Raw genomic sequence first — 21245 nt, forward strand, 5'->3', positions numbered from 1 at the left:
ACGGTTGCCCGAGCAAGATGACAACTGGAATATTCTTGCCATTGCCATTGCCATTGCCGTTGTGCCCGCTATTGCCGTCGTTCGCAAACCGCCAGGCGGCGCCAGATCTTCAATCATTCCTTCAATAAAGACCATGACTTATACCCCAGAGGCCCACGCGGCACTACCGATTATTGATGTCTCTGCGCTGGTAACCGATAGCAGCCGCCAGGCATTGCAGTCGGTTGCCGATCACATTCGCAATGCCTGTCGTGTTCACGGTTTTTTCTACATTTCCGGACACGGCGTAGAGTCGGCGTTGATTCAGCGCCTGGATGCGCTCAGTCGCCAGTTCTTTTCTCTGGACGAGCAGGAAAAGATGCGCTGGCGGATGGCGCTGGGTGGCCGGGCGTGGCGTGGTTACTTCCCTCTTGGTGGTGAATTGACTTCAGGCAGGCCGGACTGGAAAGAAGGGCTCTATCTGGGTACCGAGCTGGCCGATGATCATCCGCTGGTGCAGGCAGGCACGCCCGTACATGGGCGCAACCTATTTCCAGACATCCCGGGCATGCGCCAAACCATCTTGCAATACATGGAAGCGGTCACCGCGCTGGGTCATATCCTGATGCGGGGTATTGCGCTCAGTCTGGCGCTACCGGCAGACTACTTCGAGCGCCGCTACACCGCTGACCCTTTGATTCTGTTTCGCATTTTTAACTATCCGACCCAGGATGTGCCCGAAGACATGGACGTGCATTGGGGCGTAGGCGAACATACGGATTACGGTTTATTGACCATTTTGCTACAGGACCAAATCGGTGGCTTGCAGGTAAAGACGCCTGACGGCTGGGTTGATGCTGCACCGGTGCCGGGCACTTTCATTTGCAATATCGGCGACATGCTGGAACGCATGACCGGCGGCTTGTATCGATCAACCGCACATCGGGTCGTGCGCAATACCTCGGGATGCGACCGGCTGTCTTTCCCGCTGTTCTTTGACCCCAATTATTTTGCACAGATGCAGCCCATCGAAGGGCTGCCCGCCGTCCCCGATTCGGACGACAGCGCATCGCGCTGGGACAAGGCAAATGTGCATGCCTTCAATGGTATTTACGGAGATTATTTGCTCAATAAGGTATCCAAGGTATTTCCGCAATTGCGCCAGGATGTCTTGTAAGAGGTGACCAGCGCGACATGGATATTTCGCTGGCACGAAAAAGCCGGATGCTGTGATGAATGGCCCATAGAGCAGGGCGACAGCAGGCTCAGACGCTACAGAATAATGATCATATAATCCCGACAATCCTATTGTTAACTATATGAATTATCACAACGGCGTTATAATACGCTGAATCGTCTGCAATCATTTTCTGCCGGGCGCCGTGTCTACAAACGCATGCCAGCGAACAGGATTTTATTTTGAAACCAACTGATCAAGACGCGCTTGATAATTTTGAAAGTTCGGTCGGATTTCGACTCTTTGCGGAACGCAAACAACTCACATTATCGCTGCCAGAGCAGATTGCCGCCCAGCTGGGTGACCAGATCATCAGCGGCTCCATGGCCAACAGCGCGCATATTCCCGAGCAGGAACTGGCCGAACGGTATGAAGTCAGCCGGGGGCCAGTGCGCGAGGCGTTAAGGATCCTGGAACGAGAAGGCCTGGTTGTCGTCAATCCCAGACGCGGAGCCAGTGTGTCTGAGTTGAACGCCGATGAACTGGCCGAGATATTCGAAGTGCGCAGCAGCCTGTTGTCTCTGGCGGCGCGAAAGAATGCGGTGACCCAAAATCCTGAATTGCTCAAGCTGCTTGAGCACGGAATCAAAAAGCTTGCGTCGTGCATTGACACGCCCGCCGATGGCAGTCTTTACGCCGAGACCACTTACCGCCTGTCTTTGCTGACGGCGCGCTACGCCAACAATACGCGCTTAAGCCAGATCGTGACCTCCTTGTCGTTGCAAACCCTGCGTTATTCGAAGCTGCAATTTCGATCCCGGGAACGAAGAGTGCGCTCTATCGAACACTGGCGGCGCTCCCTGCAGGCCTGCAAAGCAGGTGACGCTGAACTGGCGGCCCAGATTTGTCAGCAGCGGATCCAGGAGTCCTGGGATGCCACGCTCGCGGCTCTGCAAGCCTAGAAGCACTAGAGACCCGGCCGATCCGCAATGGGGCTGCCGCGCGATGTATCACGGGGCAAGCGGGCGTTTTCTATCGGGTGCTGCCTGTCTGACAATATCCTGTGCCAGTTGCGTATGAACCTGTCCTTGGCAAAAGTCCGGATATTCCAATGCGGCCAGCAGGAACGGTATATTGGTCTTGATGCCTTTGATAACGCTGTCTGATAATGCGCTTCTTAAGCGCTCAATGGCCTGGTGCCGGGTGACGCCATGCGCGATCACCTTGGCAATCATCGGATCATAAAACGGCGATACCCTGGTGCCTTCTGCGTAGCCTGTTTCAATGCGAATGCCTGCGCCCTGGCCCAATCGGAAAACGCTTAATAATCCGGGAGACGGGGTGAAACGCCATGGGTCTTCGGCATAAATGCGAACCTGGATCGCATGGCCGTCAGGGGCCTGCGGCCGATTGGGAATCACTTCGTGCAGATGTTTGCCGGCGGCCAGCGCAATCTGGCTTTGCACAATGTCAATGCCCGTGACTGCTTCGGTGACGCCATGCTCGACCTGTAGCCGGGTGTTCATTTCCAGAAAACTGAAACCAGTTTGCTGATCGTATAAGGTTTCCACCGTTCCAATATTGTTATATTTCACGTTTTCCATGATGCGAACAGCAGAGTCTGCCATCGATACGAGCGTGGCCCTGTCAATGGCCGGGGCGCCCGCTTCTTCGATTACTTTTTGATGGCGTCGCTGGATTGAACAGTCGCGCTCGAAAAGATGCATGGCGTTGCCAAAGTTGTCTGCCATGATCTGAAATTCAATATGCCGCGGCTGCGCAAAGAGGCGCTCGGCATACAACTGGCTGTTGCCGAAACTTCTTTGCGCCAGGCTCGTGGCCTGTTCGAGCGCAGCGGGCAATGCTGAAGCTTCATGCACCGCAATCATGCCAATGCCGCCACCGCCTGCCGCAGGCTTGATCAACAACGGAAAACCCGCGCTTGCGGCCTGGTGGCATTGCTGTTCTGCCGTGCCCTGGAGGATGCCGCTGCTGCGGCACATCGGCATGTCGTGCCGCGCCATCAGTTCCCGTGCCCGGGTTTTGTGCCCCATGGATTCGATCCAATGCGGCGATGGACCAATGAACACCAGTCCGGCGCGCTGCACGCGTGCGGCGAACTCGGCGTTTTCCGATAGAAACCCATACCCTGGATGGATCGCGTCGACGCCAGCCGATTGCGCGACGGCCAGTATTTTGTCCATATTCAGATAACTGTCGGCCGCAGCGGGGGCGCCAATACAGATTTTTTCCTCGGCCTGGCGCACGTAGGGCAGGTCGGCATCTGCCTCTGAATAGATCACCGTGCAATCTATACCCATTTGCGTTGCGGCGCGAATAACCCGTGCAGCGACAGCGCCCCGGTTTGCCACCAATATTTTCTTGAACACTGTCAGATCTCCTGTTGTACTCTTCAACGCCGGTTTGCCGGCCATCGAGCAATGATTGATTGTGTAATTTCAATTTGTATATTATATTATTGTTAACAATCTGTTTGTTAATTTATTTATAAGGCAAAAAATATGGACGTTCTGTCAGAAGTGACCGGCACGGTATGGAAAGTCGTCGTTAATGATGGCGATACGGTTCAAGAGGGCCAGACTTTGGTGATTGTGGAATCCATGAAAATGGAAATCCCGGTAGAGGCGCCTGCCGATGGCCAGGCCACGGTTCTGGTGCAGGAAGGCAGTGCCGTCGAAGAGGGCATGATCGTTGCGCGAATCGGCGCAGCCTGAGTCAGCAGCCAATCGGCCCCCTTATTTGCAACAGGAGAATACGGTGAATCCACCCTCGACCAATCAGCAACCCACAACCGCATCAGAGGCGCAGCCGCTGGCGGGCGTCAAGGTGATCGAGATCTGCAGCACCATTGCTGGACCCGCTTGCGGGCGCCTGCTGGCTGATTTTGGCGCCGATGTCATCAAAATAGAGCCTCCCCAGGGGGATCCGGTTCGCCAGATGGGCAGCCATGTGGGTGATATCTCCCTGTACGCCGCGTCCATCCTGCGTAACAAGCGCTCGGTCGTGATCGATCTGAAGTCCGAGCAAGGCTGCAGGCTGGCGCAGGCGCTGATCGCCGGGGCAGATATTGTGCTGGAAAACAACCGGCCCGGCGTTCTGGAAAGACTGGGGCTGGGCTATGAGCAGGTATCGGCGCAGCATCCCGGCATCATCTTTGTGCGCATCAGCGGATATGGCCAAGACGGGCCTTACGCCCAAAGGCCGGGTTATGGCGCAATCTGTGAGGCGGTGGGCGGCGTCAGGCATATGACCGGAGACCCGGATCGGCCGCCGGCACGCGTCGCATTGGCCACAACCGATTATCTGACGTCGGTGTATGCCGCCTTTGGCGCAATGGGTGCACTGCGCAGTCGCGACCGGACCGGGCTGGGCCAGGTCGTGGATGTCGCGCTGTACGAGACCGCCTTCACGCAGCTGGAGCCGCTGGTTCCTGCATACCAGAAGCTTAATAAAATTCCGATGCGGGTCGGCCCGAACCTGCCTTCCATGGCGCCCAACAGCCTTTATCCGACTCGCGATAATAATTACCTGCTGATCGCTGCCAACAGCAATGCCACGTTCGAACGTTTGCTCAAACTGATGGATCGTCTTGACTTGCTGCAGGATACGCGTTTTTGCTCGATTCGTGCGCGGGGCCAAAAACCCAATATGACGGACCTGGACGCCATTATCAGTGCGTGGACTCGCCAGTACGATGCCGTCGAACTGGAACAGATGATCATTGCCGTGCAAGTGCCTGTATCCAGGGTCTATACGATAGCGGACATCTTCGACGATCCGCATTATCAGGCGCGCGGCATGATCGCCAATGTGCCTCACCCGCAACTGGAGTCTGTGGCCCAGGTGGGAATCGTGCCGCGCCTGTCGGCCACGCCGGGCAGCATCCGCTTTACCGGCCCCGATCTGGGTGCTGATACGGTCAGTGTGTTGCGCGGCGAGCTTGGCATCGACGACAAGACCATAGAAGATCTGCTGCGCGAGGGGGTGATTTCGGCTGGCAATTGACTCACCTTTACAGACCCGGACAAAGCGTCTCGCGCCTTGCCGGCTGTCATTACAAAGCTATATAGAAGAGATTATGCAAACATTCGAATATCACGGCCAGCAGTGGAAAGCGGAATACGAAGAGCTGTACAAGCGTCGAAAAATGGCGCAGGCCATGGGTGGCGAAGCTGCCCTGCAAAAGCATAAGGATCGTGGGCGGTTGAATGCGCGCGAACGGATTGACGCGCTGCTCGATAGCGGTAGCTTTCGTGAAATGGGCAGGCTGTCCGGCAAGGGGCGTTACGACGAAAAAGGTCAGTTTATTGACATGACGCCGGTCAATGCCATTATCGGTACCGGCAAAGTATCGAGCAAAACCGTGGTGGTCTCAGGTGATGACTATACCTTGCGCGCCGGGTCGTCTGAATCAACGATTTCCGATAAATGGATTTACGCAGAACGGTTGGCCATTACGATCGGCGCGCCGTTGATCAGAATGGTCGATAGCGCCGGAGGCAGTGTCAAGCTGCTTGCGCAGATGGGCGGAACGAAGATCCCTGGTTATCCGACCTGGCCAGCCATTAAACTGATGGATAAGGTACCTGTTGTCGGTATTGCGCTGGGCTCGTGTGCCGGGCTTGGTGCCATGAAAGTGGTGTTGTCGCATTTCTCTGTGATGGTACGCGATCAGGCTCAGGTGTTTGCTGCCGGGCCACCGGTGGTCAAACAGGCTTACGGCATTGATATCGACAAGAACGAATTGGGCGGCTATAAAGTGCATCGTCGCAGTGCGCTCGTGCATAACGAAGCCGTGGATGAGGCGGATGCTTTCGCCCAGGTTAAACGCTTCTTAAGCTACTTGCCACCAAACAGCGATCAGCTGGCCGAGCGTACGGTTTCGGACGACTCACCGGATCGGGTAGAGGAGTGGCTGGCCGATGCGATTCCAAAAGATCGGCGCAAAATTTTCGATCCTCGCAAAATCCTCGCTGCAATCTGCGATCGTGATTCAGTCTTTGAGATAGGTCGCTGGCAAGGTGGATCGGTCATAACGGCGTTCGCGCGGATCGATGGTTATCCGGTTGGTATTTTGTGCAACGATCCAAAAATTGCCGGCGGTGCCATGACGGTAGCGGCCGCGTATAAAACAGAGCGGCACGTCAAGCTGTGTGACACCTTCGGCTTGCCAATCATTAATCTGGTCGATCAGCCTGGTAATGCGACTGGCCCCGAGGCCGAGTTGCAAGGCACGCTGTTGTCTGCCGTGCGGGTGCTTACCGCTATTGAACATGCCGATGTGCCATGGTTCACCGTGATTATGCGACGTTGCTTCGGTATGGCCGGCGGCATGCATGCACCAAAGCATTTTCCGGCACTGAACCATCGGGTCGCATGGCCTTCCGCGCGGTGGGGCTCTATTCCTATTGAAGGTGGCGTTTACGCGGCACATCGTCGTGAGATTGATTCGGCAGAAGACCCCGTTGCGCTCAGAGAACAATTAGAGGCGCAATACCATCATCTGGGTTCACCGTTTCGTACCGCCGAGTCCTTCGGCATTCTGGACATTATTGATCCGCGCGAAACACGCTCGTTGCTGTGTGAATGGGTGGATCAGGCGTGGCATATGCTGGCAGCCAAACGAGGCACGAAAAAGTAAAAGGCCGTTTTTTTTGGGCAGCGTGTAATGGCGCTGCCCACCATTTTTATTACAGAAGCGAGCGTTGGATTCGCTCAATCTACCATCTGAGGAGATCAGTATGAGTCTGAATAGTCGGGCCAAACGGTTAGGCAGCGCGGCAATGGGTTTGTTTTTTATGGGTGCGATGATGACAGCTGGAACCGCTCACGCGCAACAGGCAGATGAAAAAAAATGGCAGCCAAGTAAGGGTGAGTTCATTGTGCCAGCAGGTCCGGGTGGGGCGCTTGATACCGCCGCTCGCATGATCTCCCATATGCTGCAAAAGGAGAAGCTTTATCCTAATCTTGTCGTGGTCAATAATCCCGGCGGCAATATGGCGATTGCACTTAATGCGCTTGACAAGCACAAGGGAGATGGCAATTACGTGATGACGTCGATCAGCTCGCTTATGAACCAGGAAATTCTAGGAAAAATTCAACATAAGCTGAGCGATTACACAGAGATTGTTACCCTGTTTGACGAATATGTGGCCATTGCCGTTCGTGCCAATTCACCCTATAAAAATATTCACGATTTGATAGCCAAGTTCAAAGCGTCGCCTGGAGAACTGAATGTTGGCGTAGCGACATCCATCGGAAACCATATACATGTCGGTCTTGCAAGCCCGTTGAAAGTGGCCGGCGTCGATATCAGCAAGATGACCGTGGTACCTTATAAATCATCAACTGAATCCATAACTGCATTGCAGGGCGGACACCTAGACGTTGTTGCGGCGACCACCCCTAACCTGGTTGGTCTGACTAAAAGCGGCGCAATTCGGGTATTGGCGATTGGTGCGCCAGAACGGCTGAGCGAGCCGTTCGAAAATGTACCCACCTGGGTTGAAGAGGGCATTAACGTTGTGCCCAGTTCAGCGCAGGGCGTATTAGGCCCCAAAGACATGCCTAAAGAGCAGCTTGATGTATGGGTGAATATGCTGACAACCATTGCTGCGACTGACGAGTGGAAAGCGTTTGTGGCCAAAAATCATTGGAGAGAGCACTTTCTTGGTCCCGAAGCAACGCGGGAATATCGTGCTGGAGAATATAAGCAGATTCGTTCTGTATTGACCGATCTTGGGCTGGTAAAGAAATAAGAAATAACGAATCATACTTCTTCGAGATATCCGCGAGACCCGCTCGTTGCCGAGTGTGAGGGTGAGTCAGGCGTGACAGTGGCTGGCTGCCAAACGAGACATAAAAATAAAAGGCTATGTTTACGGGCAGCTGCTAGTGGCGCTACCCGAGATTTTTATAAAAGGAGCGAGCGTTGGATTCGCTCGTTTCACCTACAGAGGAGAACAATATGGGTGTGAGTATGTGGGCCGCAAGGTTCGGCAAGGTTAGTATCTGCACGAGCGTGGTCTGTGCATTCCTGACGGCTGGCGTTAGTCAGGCACAGCAGGCGGACGCTCATAAATGGCGACCAGGTAATGGCGAATTTATCGTACCAGCTGGGCCCGGTGGTGCAGTGGATACGGCAGCGCGCATGATCTCCCGTTTATTGCAGAAAGAAAAACTGTATCCGAATCTTGTTGTGGTCAATAATCCAGGGGGCAACGCGGCGATCGCGTTGAACGCGCTAGACAAACACAAGGGCGACGGTAATTATGTGATGACGTCAGCCAGTTCGATCATGAATCACGAAATTTTGGGCAACATCCACCATCGCATGAGCGACTATACCGAAATTGCGATCTTGTTTGACGAATATGTCGGCGTTGCTGTCCGAGCAGACTCCCCTTACAAAACGATCCATGATCTGATCGCCAAATTTAAGGCGTCGCCTGATGCGCTGAATGTGGGTGTGGCAACGGCTATTGGTAATCACATTCATGTTGGTCTTGCTGGGCCATTAAAAGAAGCGGGTGTCGATATCAGCAAAATGACCATGGTGCCTTACAAATCGTCGTCGGAATCGATAACCGCATTGCAGGGTGGGCACTTGGATGTTGTTGCCGCTACAACGCCCAATCTGGTCGGACTGGTGAAAAGTGGTGCGATTCGGGTGTTGGCGATTGGTGCGCCTGAACGACTGAGTGAGCCTTTTGAAAATGTGCCAACCTGGATTGAAGAGGGGATTGACGCGGTGCTCAGTTCAGCTCAAGGTGTAATGGGTCCCAGAAATATGCCTAAAGAGCAATTGGACGTGTGGGCACAGATGCTGGCAACCATTGCTGCGACTGACGAGTGGAAAGCGTTTCTGGCTAAAAATCATTGGAAAGAGCACTATCTTGGTCCAGAGGCGACGCGGGAATATCGTGCTGGCGAATACAAGCAGATTCGTTCGGTATTGACTGAGCTTGGCCTGGTAAAGAAATAGCCAATCAAACTCCTTAGGGAAGTGAATCAAACTCCTTAGGGCCCCGGGCTATGTGCCAAAGGCGGTTGTGCGATTGGCCATGTCCCGGGGGGTGATTCGTGTCAGGTTCCCACGCTGAGTGGCGCACGCAGTTTACGCAGCAGGGCAACGACGCTTTGGGCGGTAATACGTCCGGTTTTGGGATTATCAGAAGGAATGTTCTGGATTTCCACCGATAGCAGCGCTGCATCGGAAACGACTTCGATGCGATGCGTATTGCGCTCCAGAAAAGGATCCGCCCACACTTCCAAAAAAGTATTGTCGGGACCGACGCCGGCCAGCGCAACGCTGGCTGCCACGTTCAGATTGGCCGGAAAGCCAGCCGCAGCCTCGCGGGCCGTGCCGGAAAAAAGCATAGTCGGCTCCTTGAACGTCATCACATCGATATTCTGCGCTTGCAGAAATGGTGCGCCGGCAAAACCCTTGAGCGGCTTGCGCGAGGTCATCCGGACCGATTCAATTGTGCCTTCGGCAGCGCCCAGAATGGCGTCCAGTCCGACAATGGCGCCCGAAGCAATGAGAATTTGCCCGTTATGGGCTTTGGCCAGCTCTACCAGCTCGGGATGAGCCAGCAATGCGCCGCTGCTTAAGCAGATGACCTTTTTCCCTTTTTTCAGAAAAGGGATGGCAATGCGTGGCAGCAGTTGTGCCGGTGCACATTCAATCACAATATCGCAGCAGGCCTCCATATCATCGATCAGGACAAATTGTGGCACAGGCATGTCGTTCCAGGCGAATGTCGGCGGCGCGCCCGGATCCCTGACGCCCACGGCGACAAGCTGCACGCCTTCAACGCCTTTGACCAAGTGAGTTGCGATAGAGCGGCCGATTGCACCAAAGCCGGCTATGCCAATACGTAAGTCTTGCATGTGTAGTATTCCTATTGAAAAAATTGATTTGGTCCCGGCGCCCGGTGGTATCTATTCTAGGAGAGAGCGGGCACCAGGACAAACAGTTTGTCGTGGTGCCAGTAATTGGCGCAACGGAGGCAACCAGGTCGGGTAAGGTGGCCTTATTGCCTGAATCCTTTGGTAGTCCACGAGTCTTGCTATTGATATGCAATCCGGTATTGACGGTCCAATGGACGCAGGGCGCAAACAAGATATCGCAAGGCCCTGCCGTTTGCGGCGCTGGCACCGTCATATGTTGCCGTACGCAGGCTCATAGCGGCACTGCATATGCCATCCGGCTGTTCTGTCCAGTCATTCCATCAATTGAACCAGGTTCCAGGTGTCCAGGAAGGCATTGACATGTGTGATTTTGCCATCGGCCATGGTCAGATGCCAGGCATAGCTGTTTTCATAGGGCTTACCATTCTTTGCCGTGGCCACACCATTCCACATGACGACAACCTGGTCTGCCTGGGCCACGATGTGTTTCACCTCAGCGGTAATGGGCGTGGCAAGCCTTGCGGTGATCGGACGGACTGTCTGTGCGATAAACGAATCGCGTGATCGATAGGTATTCGACATGGGACTGTATCCGGCCACCGTCCATTGCGCATCTTCTGTCAACAGGTCAAAAACACTGCCCTGGCCCAGTTTCCAGGCCTGGAATGCCTGCTGAACAATGGGAGTGTTTGCCGCTTCGGTGGTTTCAGCAGTCGTTGCCGCACTGGCGGTGTAGTAAGAAGAGACGGCCATCAGGGCAATGTATGCAATGGCTTTAGCCCCAGCTGCGCGCTTACTGCACACGCCAATAAATAACGGGGTGATGAGACAAAAGATTGAAAGTTGTCCGAAACCGAGAGAAAAAATGGGTAAAAGTTGGTTAATGCCGGTCCAAACACAATTGAAATTATGCTACAGATAGCATTAAGGCCACAATTGACTACCATTCTGGTGTGAGCCTTATTTCACTTATATGAGGTGATGCTATGACTACCGATGAAACCATTCAGGAAAAGGCCGCCGCCGCTGCAGACAAAGCGCAGGCCGCTACCGAGGAGTTTATTGATGATCCCAAAGAACAAATCAAGCGCCGGGCGGGTCAGGCAGCCGGCGATGCAACGTATGCGTTCAATTCGCTGATTGATTCGATCGAGGACTGCACACGGCGCAGTCCCGGATGCGCGTTGCTTATTGCCGGCCTGATCGGCGTGTGTGTCGGCCGTCATTTTTATAAAAAGTAGATACGACGCAACGGGCGGGGCGCGCCTGCGCGCGTGGTCAGCCGTCACTGTACGCGCCCAACCCAGATAATGCAATGACGATTGAAACCAACATCTGGGGATGCGCAGGTATTTCTCTGGATAAGCAGCGCTGTGGGTCGGGTTCAATTTACGCCAGACATTGATCGACAGAACCTGTTGGGGAAACTTGATTGGAGTTGCAGAGAAAGTAGAGGTGACCGTTCTGGCTGACCATTTTCGGCAAGCTGAGGGAACTGAAAAAAATTTGCAGATAAATGAGAAGTTACTCAAGGCAATGACATGCTACTAGCCGAGACCGTGCCGGTCAATCGTTCATTGCAGGCCCATCATGCCAGAAACGCAGAAGATGCAGGTCGCCCCTGATCATGGGAGCTGCGGATTTTCTGCGATTTTTTCTGGCGCGGATCCAGACCTTGCCGGTCCAGTATGCTTCGCGTTCTGCGCCGGTAAACAGCTTGATCGGATAAGTGCCTGGTCTGGGCGGAACAGCGTCGTCGATGCAATGCCACATCTGGCGTCTCCTTGTTCGTAGGCATGGGCCGGTTTTATTGTGCAGCAGGAATAACAGGCTATATCAAAATGACAAAAACATGTTCTGCGATTCGTATCAAAATTTTTCTTGAATACGGCAATATGCAATCGGGAAAATAAATATTTGTTCTGAATGTTCCCGCAAACTGCAATAATATGACGCTTAAGCGCCGGTAAAGTTTGCCAATGGTTTTGCACGATGCAGCCAAAAAAAATTGCAATTGTGCAGTCGCGGCTTTGCGGTCTTGCATTTGAACGCTCGTCGCAGCACCCTGTCGAGCAACCTGCACGTCTGCAGCCATCATCATGACCGTTAACGTGGCTGTAACTGACGCTAGGACCGATCCCGTCTAGGAATCCTCCCGGGCATCGTCCCAGGACTCATGTATTTCAGATCCGGTATCCGATGAGTAATACCGGGTGTTCTTGGGCATGGGGTAGGACAGAATGAATTTGATCGAGCCGTCTTCATTGTGGATGGTCATTGACCCTTCCAGTGCAAGCATATAGCAATGTCCAAAATTGAGCACCAGGCGACGAGATATTGCATGAAAGTAATCGCCGCTTTCGCCTTCCTTAGTAAATTTCCAGAGCTCGTCTTCTTTTAAAAGGTGAAATTTATGCATTTTTTTCTCCTTATCAAAGCAATTGGGGAAATGTTTTTTACTGGAATATTTCAGGCTATCGGATCATGAGATCTGATAGGCAGTGTTGTGCATGCTCCTACCGATTGAAGTTGCCCAAAAGGATTATATGGAATACGAATCACAAAAAGCAAGCCCCCGCTTTTGCAACTTACCGGAATGTCGGCTGCCAGCCGTCGCGATTGTGCCGATAGGGAAAAAGGCGGCCAACAAGCGAGCTGAAATTTTGTCCGATCTGCCGCTTTTGCTGATACGTCAACCTTCAGAAAAATGGCTCCCCAGCGTCGGTCCCGATCTGTCGGCAGGGTGTCGTTTTCCGGCACGTCGGTGCAGGTTGTCAGGAGCGTGCGGGCAGCATCAACAGTAACTTGCCACAGCTGAAGATGGCGTCGCCATATAAATAAACGATACGAAAGCATGGCGTTAAGCAATGATCGGGTCAAGGTGACGGCGATCAGCCGATGCTGATAGACTCGTTTGCGCTCTGCTGCGGATGCCATCAATAACAGTTGTTATTTTCGATACATGTGTTTTCAAAAAATTATCTGTGGCATCTGATTTCGTGAAATGATGATCACTACTCGCTGTTGCTTCATGCGTGATAAAGCGTCCTTGTAAATTTGACCTTCCCTACAGTTGCGACCGATAGCAACCGTGCGTAACCGACGCGAAGGCACAGGTATGGAGATGTCAAATAAATGAACCGCCCCTTAAAAATTATCTCGGGCACTCTGATGCTGCTGGTTCTGTTTTTCTTTGTGTTCGTAGACATAGATTTATCAAGTAAGACCAGTCTGCTCATTGCTGCTGGCACCTTTACCGCTGCCATTGTGTCCCTGTATATTGCCAACAGCAACTGGAAGCGGGAAAACAACAAGGAAAAGCAGACCGAAGAGAAAAAAAGAATACTGTTTCTGAGCTTATGCGAAGTCACCATGGACCACTATACAGAGGCCGTCTGCAGCTTCAATAATGTAAAAAAATACAATGCGAAGCTTCAGGCTTCCTTTGACGATCAGGACAACGTCGACCCCGATGGCCAGGCACGATTGTGCAAGTCGATTTGTCGCGAAATTGAATTCAATAAAATCAAATTTGATTATGTCAACTTCGATCTGATCGTCAAGAATCTCGATTCCCTGCTTTATCTGCGCAAAGAAGCAACGCCCATCCTGGTCAATTTGATCACTTTTGTGGAGATAATCTATCAACAGATAGACCTGATCCTGAACTCGTCCAACAACAGCGAAACACAAGAGTTGTGCAAGCAGTGCGACTATCTTATGCAAGTACTGTCAGAAGTCGAACGTGAAATTAAAAAATTCCAGACCTTGAACAAATAACCTGGCATGTAACGTATAGAGACCGGCTTGCCCAGTCGTGTTGGCTTTTCCCAGAAGGCGTCAATGACGCAGAATACTATGGTGCTTCAGGAGATGATGGCCTGGGCTTGTGAGCTACAGATGCATGCTTCATGGTTGGCCACATTTTGTAGTGGGACACTGTTGAGCAGGCTCATAGAGGCTCAGCAACGTGGCGGGAACGACATTCCATTTCTGTCATAGCCGGGTCTTGCCCTCAAGGTTGTAGCCTGGCTTTGCTGACGGTCGGGTTCAGCGCCTTGGCCAACTTCAAATGGGCTTGCAGCGACGGTAATGTTTTTTCGGTAAACGCCTTGATGTCCTGGTCTTGAGTATTGACGGCGGTGTCCTGGAAAAGCGCAATGGTGTGCTCATGTGCGGCAACGCCGAGCCGGCCTACATAGCTTTCATCAAACTTGTCATCCAATAGACTGAGCGCCTTGAGTTCGCCTTTTTGCAGCAAAGACGGTTCATTGGGCAGCTTGACATCTTTGGTTGCTGCCAGCGCTTTCAGTTCGTCGTTGATCTTGGTATGTTCGGTGATCATCTGGGCGGCAAAGCGCTTGACTTCGCCGGTTGCTGCTTTCTGCTGGGCAAGCATGGCGCCTTCGATTTCTGCCATGCCGGCTTGTGCCGCATCGTTAAGAAATGACTGATCGCTTGCCACGAGTGGTTTTGTCGCGGGCGGATTGTTCGCCTCCGGGCTCGTATTGGCAGCTGGGTTAGCCGGTTGTGCTGAAGCAGAATTGGGAACGATTAATAACGCCGTTAACAATATGATCGCTTTGCAGGATAAATGAAACATAGAGCCTCCAACATCGGGTAGGTGCCCGGACTATTCCGAGCTCAACTATTGTTTGTCCATAAGCGTCGCATTTATGAGTTTCAACGCCTAGACCTTAAACCTGCGCTGCCCCGCCGCCTTCGAGTTTGACTGTAACACGCAGCGAGGCAGCGGGCGGATCATGCCGATGTCGCCGCATGGCCCAGGCGGACGAGCCCAATCACCGTGGTATGGCATCGGACTCGCAGGCGCTGCATCGCCAGCTTTGTTGGCGCGTTGGCTCAGAATGCCCAGGCAGCGTAGCAAGCAGGAACAGAATTCATACTAGCAACCAAATAAAGGGAAAAACATGGGATGTTACATATGCTTAACAAGACTATGCGCCTGAAATAAAAAAAGGCTTGTCACGTTAGGCTCGCAATTGGGGCGACTAAAGACCAATACCGTGCAATTAGAGGGACATTTGACGAGCTTGGTGAACGTGTTGTATTGCGGCTTTACGTGTATTTACAAACTAGGAGGCAGGATGTTTGCGTTAGGCCGATGGCTGGGCAGATAATGAAAATGTCTTTTGGCGTTAGGCAAAAAAGACCTGGCTCGTTTCAGCCCGCCTGATATGCAAGTGCACATACAAGAACAATGACTGATGCGGCGTGAATACGAAGCTTATCCATGCGCTTGCAGGCCCGATGCAGAGCCTGAATGTACCGTTATATAGGACTCTCAATCTTAAGGAAGAAATATGACACAGACAATGCCAGCCCAGGAACAGCAAGTGCAGCCTGGCCGCGAATCAAAAATGCATCCAGCCCCCGTTTATGACGATCCGCATTACAAGTCAGCAGGTAAATTGCAGGATAAGGTCGCGCTCATTACCGGCGGCGATAGCGGAATAGGGCGTGCGACGACCATTGCTTTTGCCAAGGAGGGTGCCCGGGTCGCCATCGTTTATCTGGAAGAAGATCATGACGCCAAGGAAACCCAACAATGCGCGCAAGCGTACGGCTCGGAAGTGCTGTTGATCAAGGGCGATATCGGCGATGTGGCATTCGCAAAAAAATGCGTCAATGACACATTTGAACATTTTGGAAAACTGGATATTCTGGTCAATAATGCGGGTGAGCAGCATACTGCCGCCGAACCGGAAGACATCAGTCATGAGCAACTGGTGCGCACTTTTCAGACCAATTTTTTCAGTATTGTCACCATCACGCTGGAAGCGCTCAAGGTCATGCGCGAAGGTGCATCCATTATCAACACGTCTTCCATTACCGCTTTCAAAGGCAATCCCGACCTGATTGACTATTCGGCGACCAAAGGTGCGATTACGTCTTTTACGCGCTCTCTTTCGACAAAAATAGTTGACCGGCAGATCCGTGTTAATTCGGTTGCACCAGGCCCCATCTGGACGCCCCTCATACCCGCTTCTTTTTCGGCTGACAAGGTGGCCAAGTTCGGCAAGGACACGCCCATGGGCCGCCCGGGGCAGCCGTTTGAGCTGGCGCCGGCATACGTTTATCTTGCCAGCGCGGACTCCAGTTATGTGACAGGCCAGACGATACATGTCAACGGTGGTACGGTACTGAACGGATAACTGGGATCGCAGATTGCATCAGCGGTGCTCATCGGCTGACGTGGATAGCGTTATTACATCTGTAATGAAGGTGCTGATTGTCCCAGGTGCGGCATTCAAGCGCCATAGTAAAACAGCACAGTAAAACGCGCGCTGCCAAGGCGCCCGGAACCCGCAGGCGTTAAGACAGTCCGCGCACAAAGGCGACAATGGCATCGGTGGTTTCTTGCGGCTTGTCGCGATGCGGGGAATGGCGGCAATCGTCGATCACATACAGCCTGACGTCGGCGGCAAGCTGGGCGATATGCTCGATCTGGGCCAGCGACCCATATTCATCTTCTCGCCCCTGCATAGCCAGGATCGGGCACCGGATGAGCGCGACGTCGTCTTCAATGCTCCATTGCCGGAATGCGGACGAGAGCCAGACGTTGTTCCACCCCCAGAAGGCTGAATCGGCATCGTCATGATAGCGTTGCAGTTTCTCGGGCAGATCGCTTTTCAGATAGGCGGTGCGGGCCAGTTCGATATTTCTCACGGTAGCCTCTTCGACAAACAAGTGCGGGGCCAGCACCGCCGCGGCACGGATGCAGTCAGGAAAAGCTGCGGCGTAAAGCAATGCGATCGAGGCGCCGTCGCTATGCCCGATCAGAATCGGTTGGTCCGCGCGCGTGTCTATTCCAAGCGCAGTGAAAAATGCAGGTAGAAACTGCTGTGCCTGGATGTGCATGAAATCTGGCAACCACTGTTCCTGAGGTGGACGGGGCGTGGATTTGCCGTAGCCATGGCGCGAAAAAACCAGACCGCGGCAATCGAGCAGCCGGCACAGGTTTGTGGGCCAGTCTTTCCACATTGCGACCGAACCCAGGCCCTCATGCAGGAAGACCAGAAGCGGCCGGTCAAGCCTGTCGGGCTGAATCAACTGATATTCGATAGCCGCTGTTTTTTCGTTATATGAAACGTTAGTCAGTTGTGTGTCAGCCATTTTCAGAATAAGTGTGGGTTTGCGGTTGTAGGTACGAAGTTTAAGTAAAATAACCGGTTGCGGGCAGCTGTCTGGTCGTGCACCAGTTATTCGCACCAACGTCAGTTTATCAAGTCAGACGCTGCATTTATAGAGGGGCATACAGCTTTTGCTGCATTTGTGCCGTTCACAATAAGGTTAGTTAAATGAAATTCGCGGAATTCCAGCCGGGTATGGTCTTTGAACAGGGGCCCCGGCATTTGACCGAAGAAGAAATCATTCGCTTCGCCGAAGCCTATGACCCACAGTGGTTTCACGTTAATCCTGAACGGGCCAAGGCCGGCCCCTGGAAAGGCCTGATTGCCAGCGGTTGGCACACCTGTGGGATCGCCATGAAAATGGCCGTGGAGGCGGCACTGGAAGGCTCCGAATCGTTTGCCTCGCCTGGCCTGGACGGCGTCAAATGGCTCAAGCCGGTACGGCCCGGCGATGACCTGTTTTGGAAAGGCGTGGTCAAGGCCAAGCGGATATCCAACACCAGGGAGGGTCTCGGCATTCTGCTCTGGAGCTGGGAAGTGACCAACCAGAAAAACGAAACCGTGCTGGAACTAGATGCCACTAGTCTTTTTGATATTTCCGAGAGTATGGAAAAAGAAGAGGAGTAATCCATCGAAAATCCAATGGCTGGCGATCATGTAAGCTGCCATTGCACATTGAGTCTTACAGTACGAAATTGAAAAGCCAGCATGCGGTACCCGATGCTGGCTTTTGTCTGGCCGGATGTTTTTGCGGATGCTGGTGAACCACAGCATCCTTTTTGATGATTAGTAGAACGCCTGCAGGCCGGTTTGTGCACGACCCAGAATCAGGGCATGTACATCATGCGTACCTTCGTAGGTATTGACCACTTCCAGATTCACCAGATGACGGGCTACGCCAAATTCATCTGAAATGCCATTGCCGCCCAGCATATCCCGCGCCATACGGGCAATATCCAGCGATTTGCCGCAGGAATTGCGTTTCATGATGGATGTGATTTCTACGGCAGCCGTGCCTTCGTCTTTCATGCGACCCAGGCGCAGGCAGCCCTGCAGGCCAAGTGTAATTTCTGTCTGCATGTCGGCCAGTTTCTTCTGGATCAGTTGGTTCTGCGCCAGCGGGCGACCAAATTGCTTGCGGTCCATCGTGTATTGACGGGCCATGTGCCAGCAGGCTTCGGCTGCGCCCAATGCGCCCCAGGCGATGCCGAAACGGGCAGAGTTCAGGCAGGTGAAGGGACCGCGCAGGCCGCTGACGCCTGGCAACATCTGCTCGTCAGATACTTGCACGTCGTCCATCACGATTTCACCTGTGATAGAGGCACGCAGACCGACCTTGCCATGGATGGCTGGTGCGGACAGGCCTTTCATGCCTTTTTCCAGAATGAAGCCGCGGATTTTTCCGTCAAAATCGCCGCCGACACAACGCGCCCATACGACAAATACGTCAGCGATCGGGGAGTTGGTGATCCACATCTTGTTGCCGCTCAGGCTGTAGCCGCTGTCGATTTTTTTTGCGCGGGTTTCCATGCCATCCGGGTCAGAGCCGTGATTGGGTTCGGTCAGGCCGAAGCACCCGATCCACTGACCAGAGGCCAGTTTGGGCAGATATTTGGATTTTTGTTCTTCGCTGCCGAATTCATTGATTGGCACCATTACCAGTGAAGACTGGACGCTCATCATGGAACGGTAGCCCGAATCAATGCGCTCCACTTCGCGTGCGATGAGCCCATAGGCGACATAGTTCAGGCCACCGCCGCCATATTGTTCAGGAATGGTGGGGCCCAGCAGGCCCAGCTCGCCCATTTCGCTGAAAATGGCCGGATCGGTTTTCTCGTGGCGAAAGGCTTCCAGTACACGGGGCGCCAATTTGTCCTGGCAGTATGCCGCAGCGGCATCGCGAATCATGCGTTCTTCGTCGGTCAACTGTGCATTGAGCAGCAGGGGATCGTCCCAATGGAATGAGGGGTTAGAGGACATATATGGCTCCTGTCTGTAATTATGAATGACGGCTTTCGGTTTTAACGGGCTGATTGATCAGCACAGTCTGGATGAATGCATTGTATGTGTTAAATTATCAACGATCAATTGATAAAAATGCACAATGTCGTGCGCTGTATTCAGATTGTCTCATGCGGGAGAGGGTTATGCGTAAAGGGATTCCCAGCCTGGGCGCGTTGCAGGCGTTTGAGGCCTGCGCCCGTCTGGGTTCGTTTTCAAGGGCCGCCGAAGAATTATCGCTGACCCATAGTGCGGTATTTCGGCAGGTCGAAGGGCTGGAGGCTCGATTGGGCGTGACGCTGTTCAACCGCGTACGCCGGCGCATATCACTGACGACACAGGGCGCGGAATATGCTGCGCGCATTCGCCACCATCTGGAACAACTGCAGAAGGATACCTTTGGGCTGATGAGCCGCTCGGGGCTGGGACGCAGCCTGCATATTGCGACGCTGCCCACCTTGGCCACCACCTGGCTGATTCCCCGGCTGGCCGATTTTCAGCGCCACTGGCCCGACATCCAGATCAGCCTGTCGGTACGTACCCATCCGTTTCAGTTTACCGACGTGCCAGTGGATGGCGCCATTTATCACGCCGCGCAGCCCTGGCCAAATACCCAAGGCGTCATGCTGTTTCGTGAACAGGAGTTGGTGCCGGTGTGTTCCTCGCAATTGCTGGCCCGCGCAAAAGTAAAAGGGGCAGGGGCGTTGGCGCAACTGACGCATCTGCACATGATGACGCGTCCCGATGCGTGGCCCAGTTGGTATGAACACAACGCCGTGCCCTTTACGCCACTGGTGCTGGGTGGGCCCCGCTATGAGCTGTTTACCATGCTGCTGGCTGCCGTAGATGCAGGGCTGGGTGTGGCGCTGGTGCCGGCTTTTGTTGCCCGCGAACATATTAAAAGCGGTCGCTACGTCATGCCGGTAACGGCGACCCTGCCGGTGGACACCGCCTATTATTTCGGCTACCCAAAAGCACAAGCCTACCCCGAGGCGTTGACCCTGTTCGAATCCTGGCTGAAGGCGCAGACGATACGTTAGCGGCGTCTGCCTCCCATCTACGGCTGCGGAGATTGCGCAACGACAAAATGGCTCAAACCTCTGCCGCGGCGATTGAAAAAAAAAGCAGAATAATGCTGCTGTGCTGAAGGGCAGCGCAGACGGTAAAAGGGCCCGACCGAAGCCGGGCCCTGCCTGATAAGGAGGATACGATGAATAGAATCGTATTACAACTTATCCTGATCAGTATATTGCTGATGCTGCTGGTGTACAGCACGCCAGCTTACTGATCAGGGACCGGCGAGCCCTAACTCGCCGGTTTCAGGTTTTAATTTACTTAACTGTATTTCTTTTGTCAATGTCGTAGTTTCCGAAGTTAACGCGGACATCAACTCGCTTTTCGACAAAGCCTGGCTTCCATCTCGGACCGGGTAGCTGCGAACAGATGGTGACCTGTGCGGTTGGTCTCACCCACGAAGTCTTGTAGCGCCTTGCTGCTGGCACTGTAGGCGCAAATGTCACCGATGATTACCAAGCGCGCTTGATAGTTCTGCATCTTCTGAAAGAAATGGCCCGCCTGTTTGCTGCTGAGCTGGAAGAACTGAGGTGTAAACCGGCCAACCGGCACAACAATGACGTCGATCTCCTGGCCGTAGGTTTCTCCTATGAGGTCCAGCGCATCCTGCTCGCTCGCTAATGCAGGTCCCCCAGCGGCGGCAAAGTACACATTAAGATTACCTAAACGTTCTATCCCCATGGCGATCTTCCATCCGTAATTATTGGTCAGTTAAGTTATCGGCTGGGCTTCCAGCCCTTGTTGAGCGATTCACCGGTCAAATGATCGCTTCAAGGCTATAGCAGTTTGGCAAGGCAGTCAAACCGGTCGATATGATGGTTCTCGGACAACGATTCTTGTCACACTGCGGCTCATACCGGCGGCGTACGAGCGTCCAATCGGTACATCACGCGGTTGTCGATGGGTTTACGAATGTGGAAATGGCG

The 21245-nt window shown here is 53.4% G+C and carries 21 protein-coding genes; 12 read left to right on the forward strand and 9 right to left on the reverse strand.

Features of this window, described 5'->3' with window-relative positions; translation table 11 throughout:
- Positions 1-4: 4 nt before the first annotated feature.
- Complete coding sequence (locus INT32_RS05785; RefSeq protein ID WP_226816569.1) at positions 5-1156, forward strand: isopenicillin N synthase family oxygenase; 1152 nt, start codon at positions 5-7, stop codon at positions 1154-1156.
- 242 nt (positions 1157-1398) lie between these two features.
- Entirely contained in the window at positions 1399-2118 is a 720-nt protein-coding gene (locus INT32_RS05790; RefSeq protein ID WP_193087773.1) for a GntR family transcriptional regulator, read from the forward strand.
- A 48-nt stretch (positions 2119-2166) separates the two neighbouring features.
- Here INT32_RS05790 and INT32_RS05795 read toward each other — a convergent pair whose 3' ends face one another.
- Positions 2167-3591: a biotin carboxylase N-terminal domain-containing protein gene (locus INT32_RS05795; RefSeq protein ID WP_193087774.1), complete on the reverse strand. Its 1425-nt coding sequence runs from the start codon at positions 3589-3591 to the stop codon at positions 2167-2169.
- 87 nt (positions 3592-3678) lie between these two features.
- Between INT32_RS05795 and INT32_RS05800 the strand changes: the two genes are divergently transcribed.
- The 5 genes from INT32_RS05800 (at position 3679) to INT32_RS05820 (ending at position 9161) form a co-directional block, all read left to right on the forward strand.
- Positions 3679-3891 carry an acetyl-CoA carboxylase biotin carboxyl carrier protein subunit gene (locus tag INT32_RS05800; RefSeq protein WP_193087775.1) on the forward strand — a complete coding sequence of 71 codons (213 nt, stop codon included), beginning with the start codon at positions 3679-3681 and terminating at the stop codon, positions 3889-3891.
- 43 nt (positions 3892-3934) lie between these two features.
- Positions 3935-5182, forward strand: a complete 1248-nt coding sequence (locus INT32_RS05805) for a CoA transferase (protein ID WP_193087776.1) — start codon at positions 3935-3937, stop codon at positions 5180-5182.
- A 73-nt stretch (positions 5183-5255) separates the two neighbouring features.
- Complete coding sequence (locus INT32_RS05810) at positions 5256-6818, forward strand: acyl-CoA carboxylase subunit beta (RefSeq protein ID WP_226816572.1); 1563 nt, start codon at positions 5256-5258, stop codon at positions 6816-6818.
- A 100-nt stretch (positions 6819-6918) separates the two neighbouring features.
- The gene (locus INT32_RS05815) at positions 6919-7935 is read left to right on the forward strand and encodes a tripartite tricarboxylate transporter substrate binding protein (RefSeq protein WP_193087777.1); all 1017 of its coding nucleotides are present in this window, start codon (positions 6919-6921) and stop codon (positions 7933-7935) included.
- Positions 7936-8144: 209 nt separating this feature from the next.
- Positions 8145-9161: a tripartite tricarboxylate transporter substrate binding protein gene (locus INT32_RS05820; RefSeq protein WP_193087778.1), complete on the forward strand. Its 1017-nt coding sequence runs from the start codon at positions 8145-8147 to the stop codon at positions 9159-9161.
- Between the two features lie 101 nt (positions 9162-9262).
- Here INT32_RS05820 and INT32_RS05825 read toward each other — a convergent pair whose 3' ends face one another.
- Positions 9263-10069 (reverse strand): aspartate dehydrogenase, encoded by an 807-nt coding sequence (locus tag INT32_RS05825; RefSeq protein ID WP_193087779.1) that lies wholly within the window; start codon positions 10067-10069, stop codon positions 9263-9265.
- A 333-nt stretch (positions 10070-10402) separates the two neighbouring features.
- Positions 10403-10843 carry a nuclear transport factor 2 family protein gene (locus tag INT32_RS05830; protein ID WP_193087780.1) on the reverse strand — a complete coding sequence of 147 codons (441 nt, stop codon included), beginning with the start codon at positions 10841-10843 and terminating at the stop codon, positions 10403-10405.
- 233 nt (positions 10844-11076) lie between these two features.
- Between INT32_RS05830 and INT32_RS05835 the strand changes: the two genes are divergently transcribed.
- A complete protein-coding gene (locus INT32_RS05835) occupies positions 11077-11331 on the forward strand; it encodes a hypothetical protein (RefSeq protein WP_193087781.1) in 255 nt (84 codons plus the stop codon).
- Between the two features lie 325 nt (positions 11332-11656).
- Here INT32_RS05835 and INT32_RS05840 read toward each other — a convergent pair whose 3' ends face one another.
- Both INT32_RS05840 and INT32_RS05845 read right to left on the reverse strand, forming a co-directional pair.
- Positions 11657-11863: a hypothetical protein gene (locus tag INT32_RS05840; protein ID WP_193087782.1), complete on the reverse strand. Its 207-nt coding sequence runs from the start codon at positions 11861-11863 to the stop codon at positions 11657-11659.
- 370 nt (positions 11864-12233) lie between these two features.
- The gene (locus INT32_RS05845) at positions 12234-12509 is read right to left on the reverse strand and encodes a hypothetical protein (protein WP_193087783.1); all 276 of its coding nucleotides are present in this window, start codon (positions 12507-12509) and stop codon (positions 12234-12236) included.
- Between the two features lie 716 nt (positions 12510-13225).
- Between INT32_RS05845 and INT32_RS05850 the strand changes: the two genes are divergently transcribed.
- A complete protein-coding gene (locus tag INT32_RS05850; protein WP_193087784.1) occupies positions 13226-13870 on the forward strand; it encodes a hypothetical protein in 645 nt (214 codons plus the stop codon).
- Positions 13871-14105: 235 nt separating this feature from the next.
- On the opposite strand, the gene INT32_RS05855 is transcribed toward INT32_RS05850, so the two are convergent.
- Positions 14106-14555, reverse strand: a complete 450-nt coding sequence (locus INT32_RS05855; protein ID WP_370540179.1) for a DUF4142 domain-containing protein — start codon at positions 14553-14555, stop codon at positions 14106-14108.
- Positions 14556-15414: 859 nt separating this feature from the next.
- Here INT32_RS05855 and INT32_RS05860 point away from each other — a divergent pair.
- Positions 15415-16266, forward strand: coding sequence for an SDR family oxidoreductase (locus INT32_RS05860; protein WP_193087786.1), 852 nt, complete (start codon positions 15415-15417; stop codon positions 16264-16266).
- Between the two features lie 160 nt (positions 16267-16426).
- On the opposite strand, the gene INT32_RS05865 is transcribed toward INT32_RS05860, so the two are convergent.
- A complete protein-coding gene (locus tag INT32_RS05865) occupies positions 16427-17227 on the reverse strand; it encodes an alpha/beta fold hydrolase (protein ID WP_193087787.1) in 801 nt (266 codons plus the stop codon).
- 185 nt (positions 17228-17412) lie between these two features.
- Here INT32_RS05865 and INT32_RS05870 point away from each other — a divergent pair, with 185 nt between their 5' ends.
- Entirely contained in the window at positions 17413-17871 is a 459-nt protein-coding gene (locus INT32_RS05870; protein ID WP_193087788.1) for a MaoC family dehydratase, read from the forward strand.
- A 159-nt stretch (positions 17872-18030) separates the two neighbouring features.
- Here INT32_RS05870 and INT32_RS05875 read toward each other — a convergent pair whose 3' ends face one another.
- Positions 18031-19224 carry an acyl-CoA dehydrogenase gene (locus INT32_RS05875; protein WP_193087789.1) on the reverse strand — a complete coding sequence of 398 codons (1194 nt, stop codon included), beginning with the start codon at positions 19222-19224 and terminating at the stop codon, positions 18031-18033.
- A gap of 167 nt (positions 19225-19391) precedes the next feature.
- Here INT32_RS05875 and INT32_RS05880 point away from each other — a divergent pair, with 167 nt between their 5' ends.
- On the forward strand, positions 19392-20285 hold the full coding sequence (locus INT32_RS05880; RefSeq protein ID WP_193087790.1) for a LysR substrate-binding domain-containing protein: 894 nt from the start codon (positions 19392-19394) through the stop codon (positions 20283-20285).
- Positions 20286-20631: 346 nt separating this feature from the next.
- On the opposite strand, the gene INT32_RS05885 is transcribed toward INT32_RS05880, so the two are convergent.
- Positions 20632-21000 carry a DUF4180 domain-containing protein gene (locus tag INT32_RS05885; RefSeq protein ID WP_193087791.1) on the reverse strand — a complete coding sequence of 123 codons (369 nt, stop codon included), beginning with the start codon at positions 20998-21000 and terminating at the stop codon, positions 20632-20634.
- Positions 21001-21245 lie beyond the last annotated feature (245 nt).

Source organism: Advenella sp. FME57 (assembly GCF_014897675.1).
Classification (GTDB): domain Bacteria; phylum Pseudomonadota; class Gammaproteobacteria; order Burkholderiales; family Burkholderiaceae_B; genus Advenella.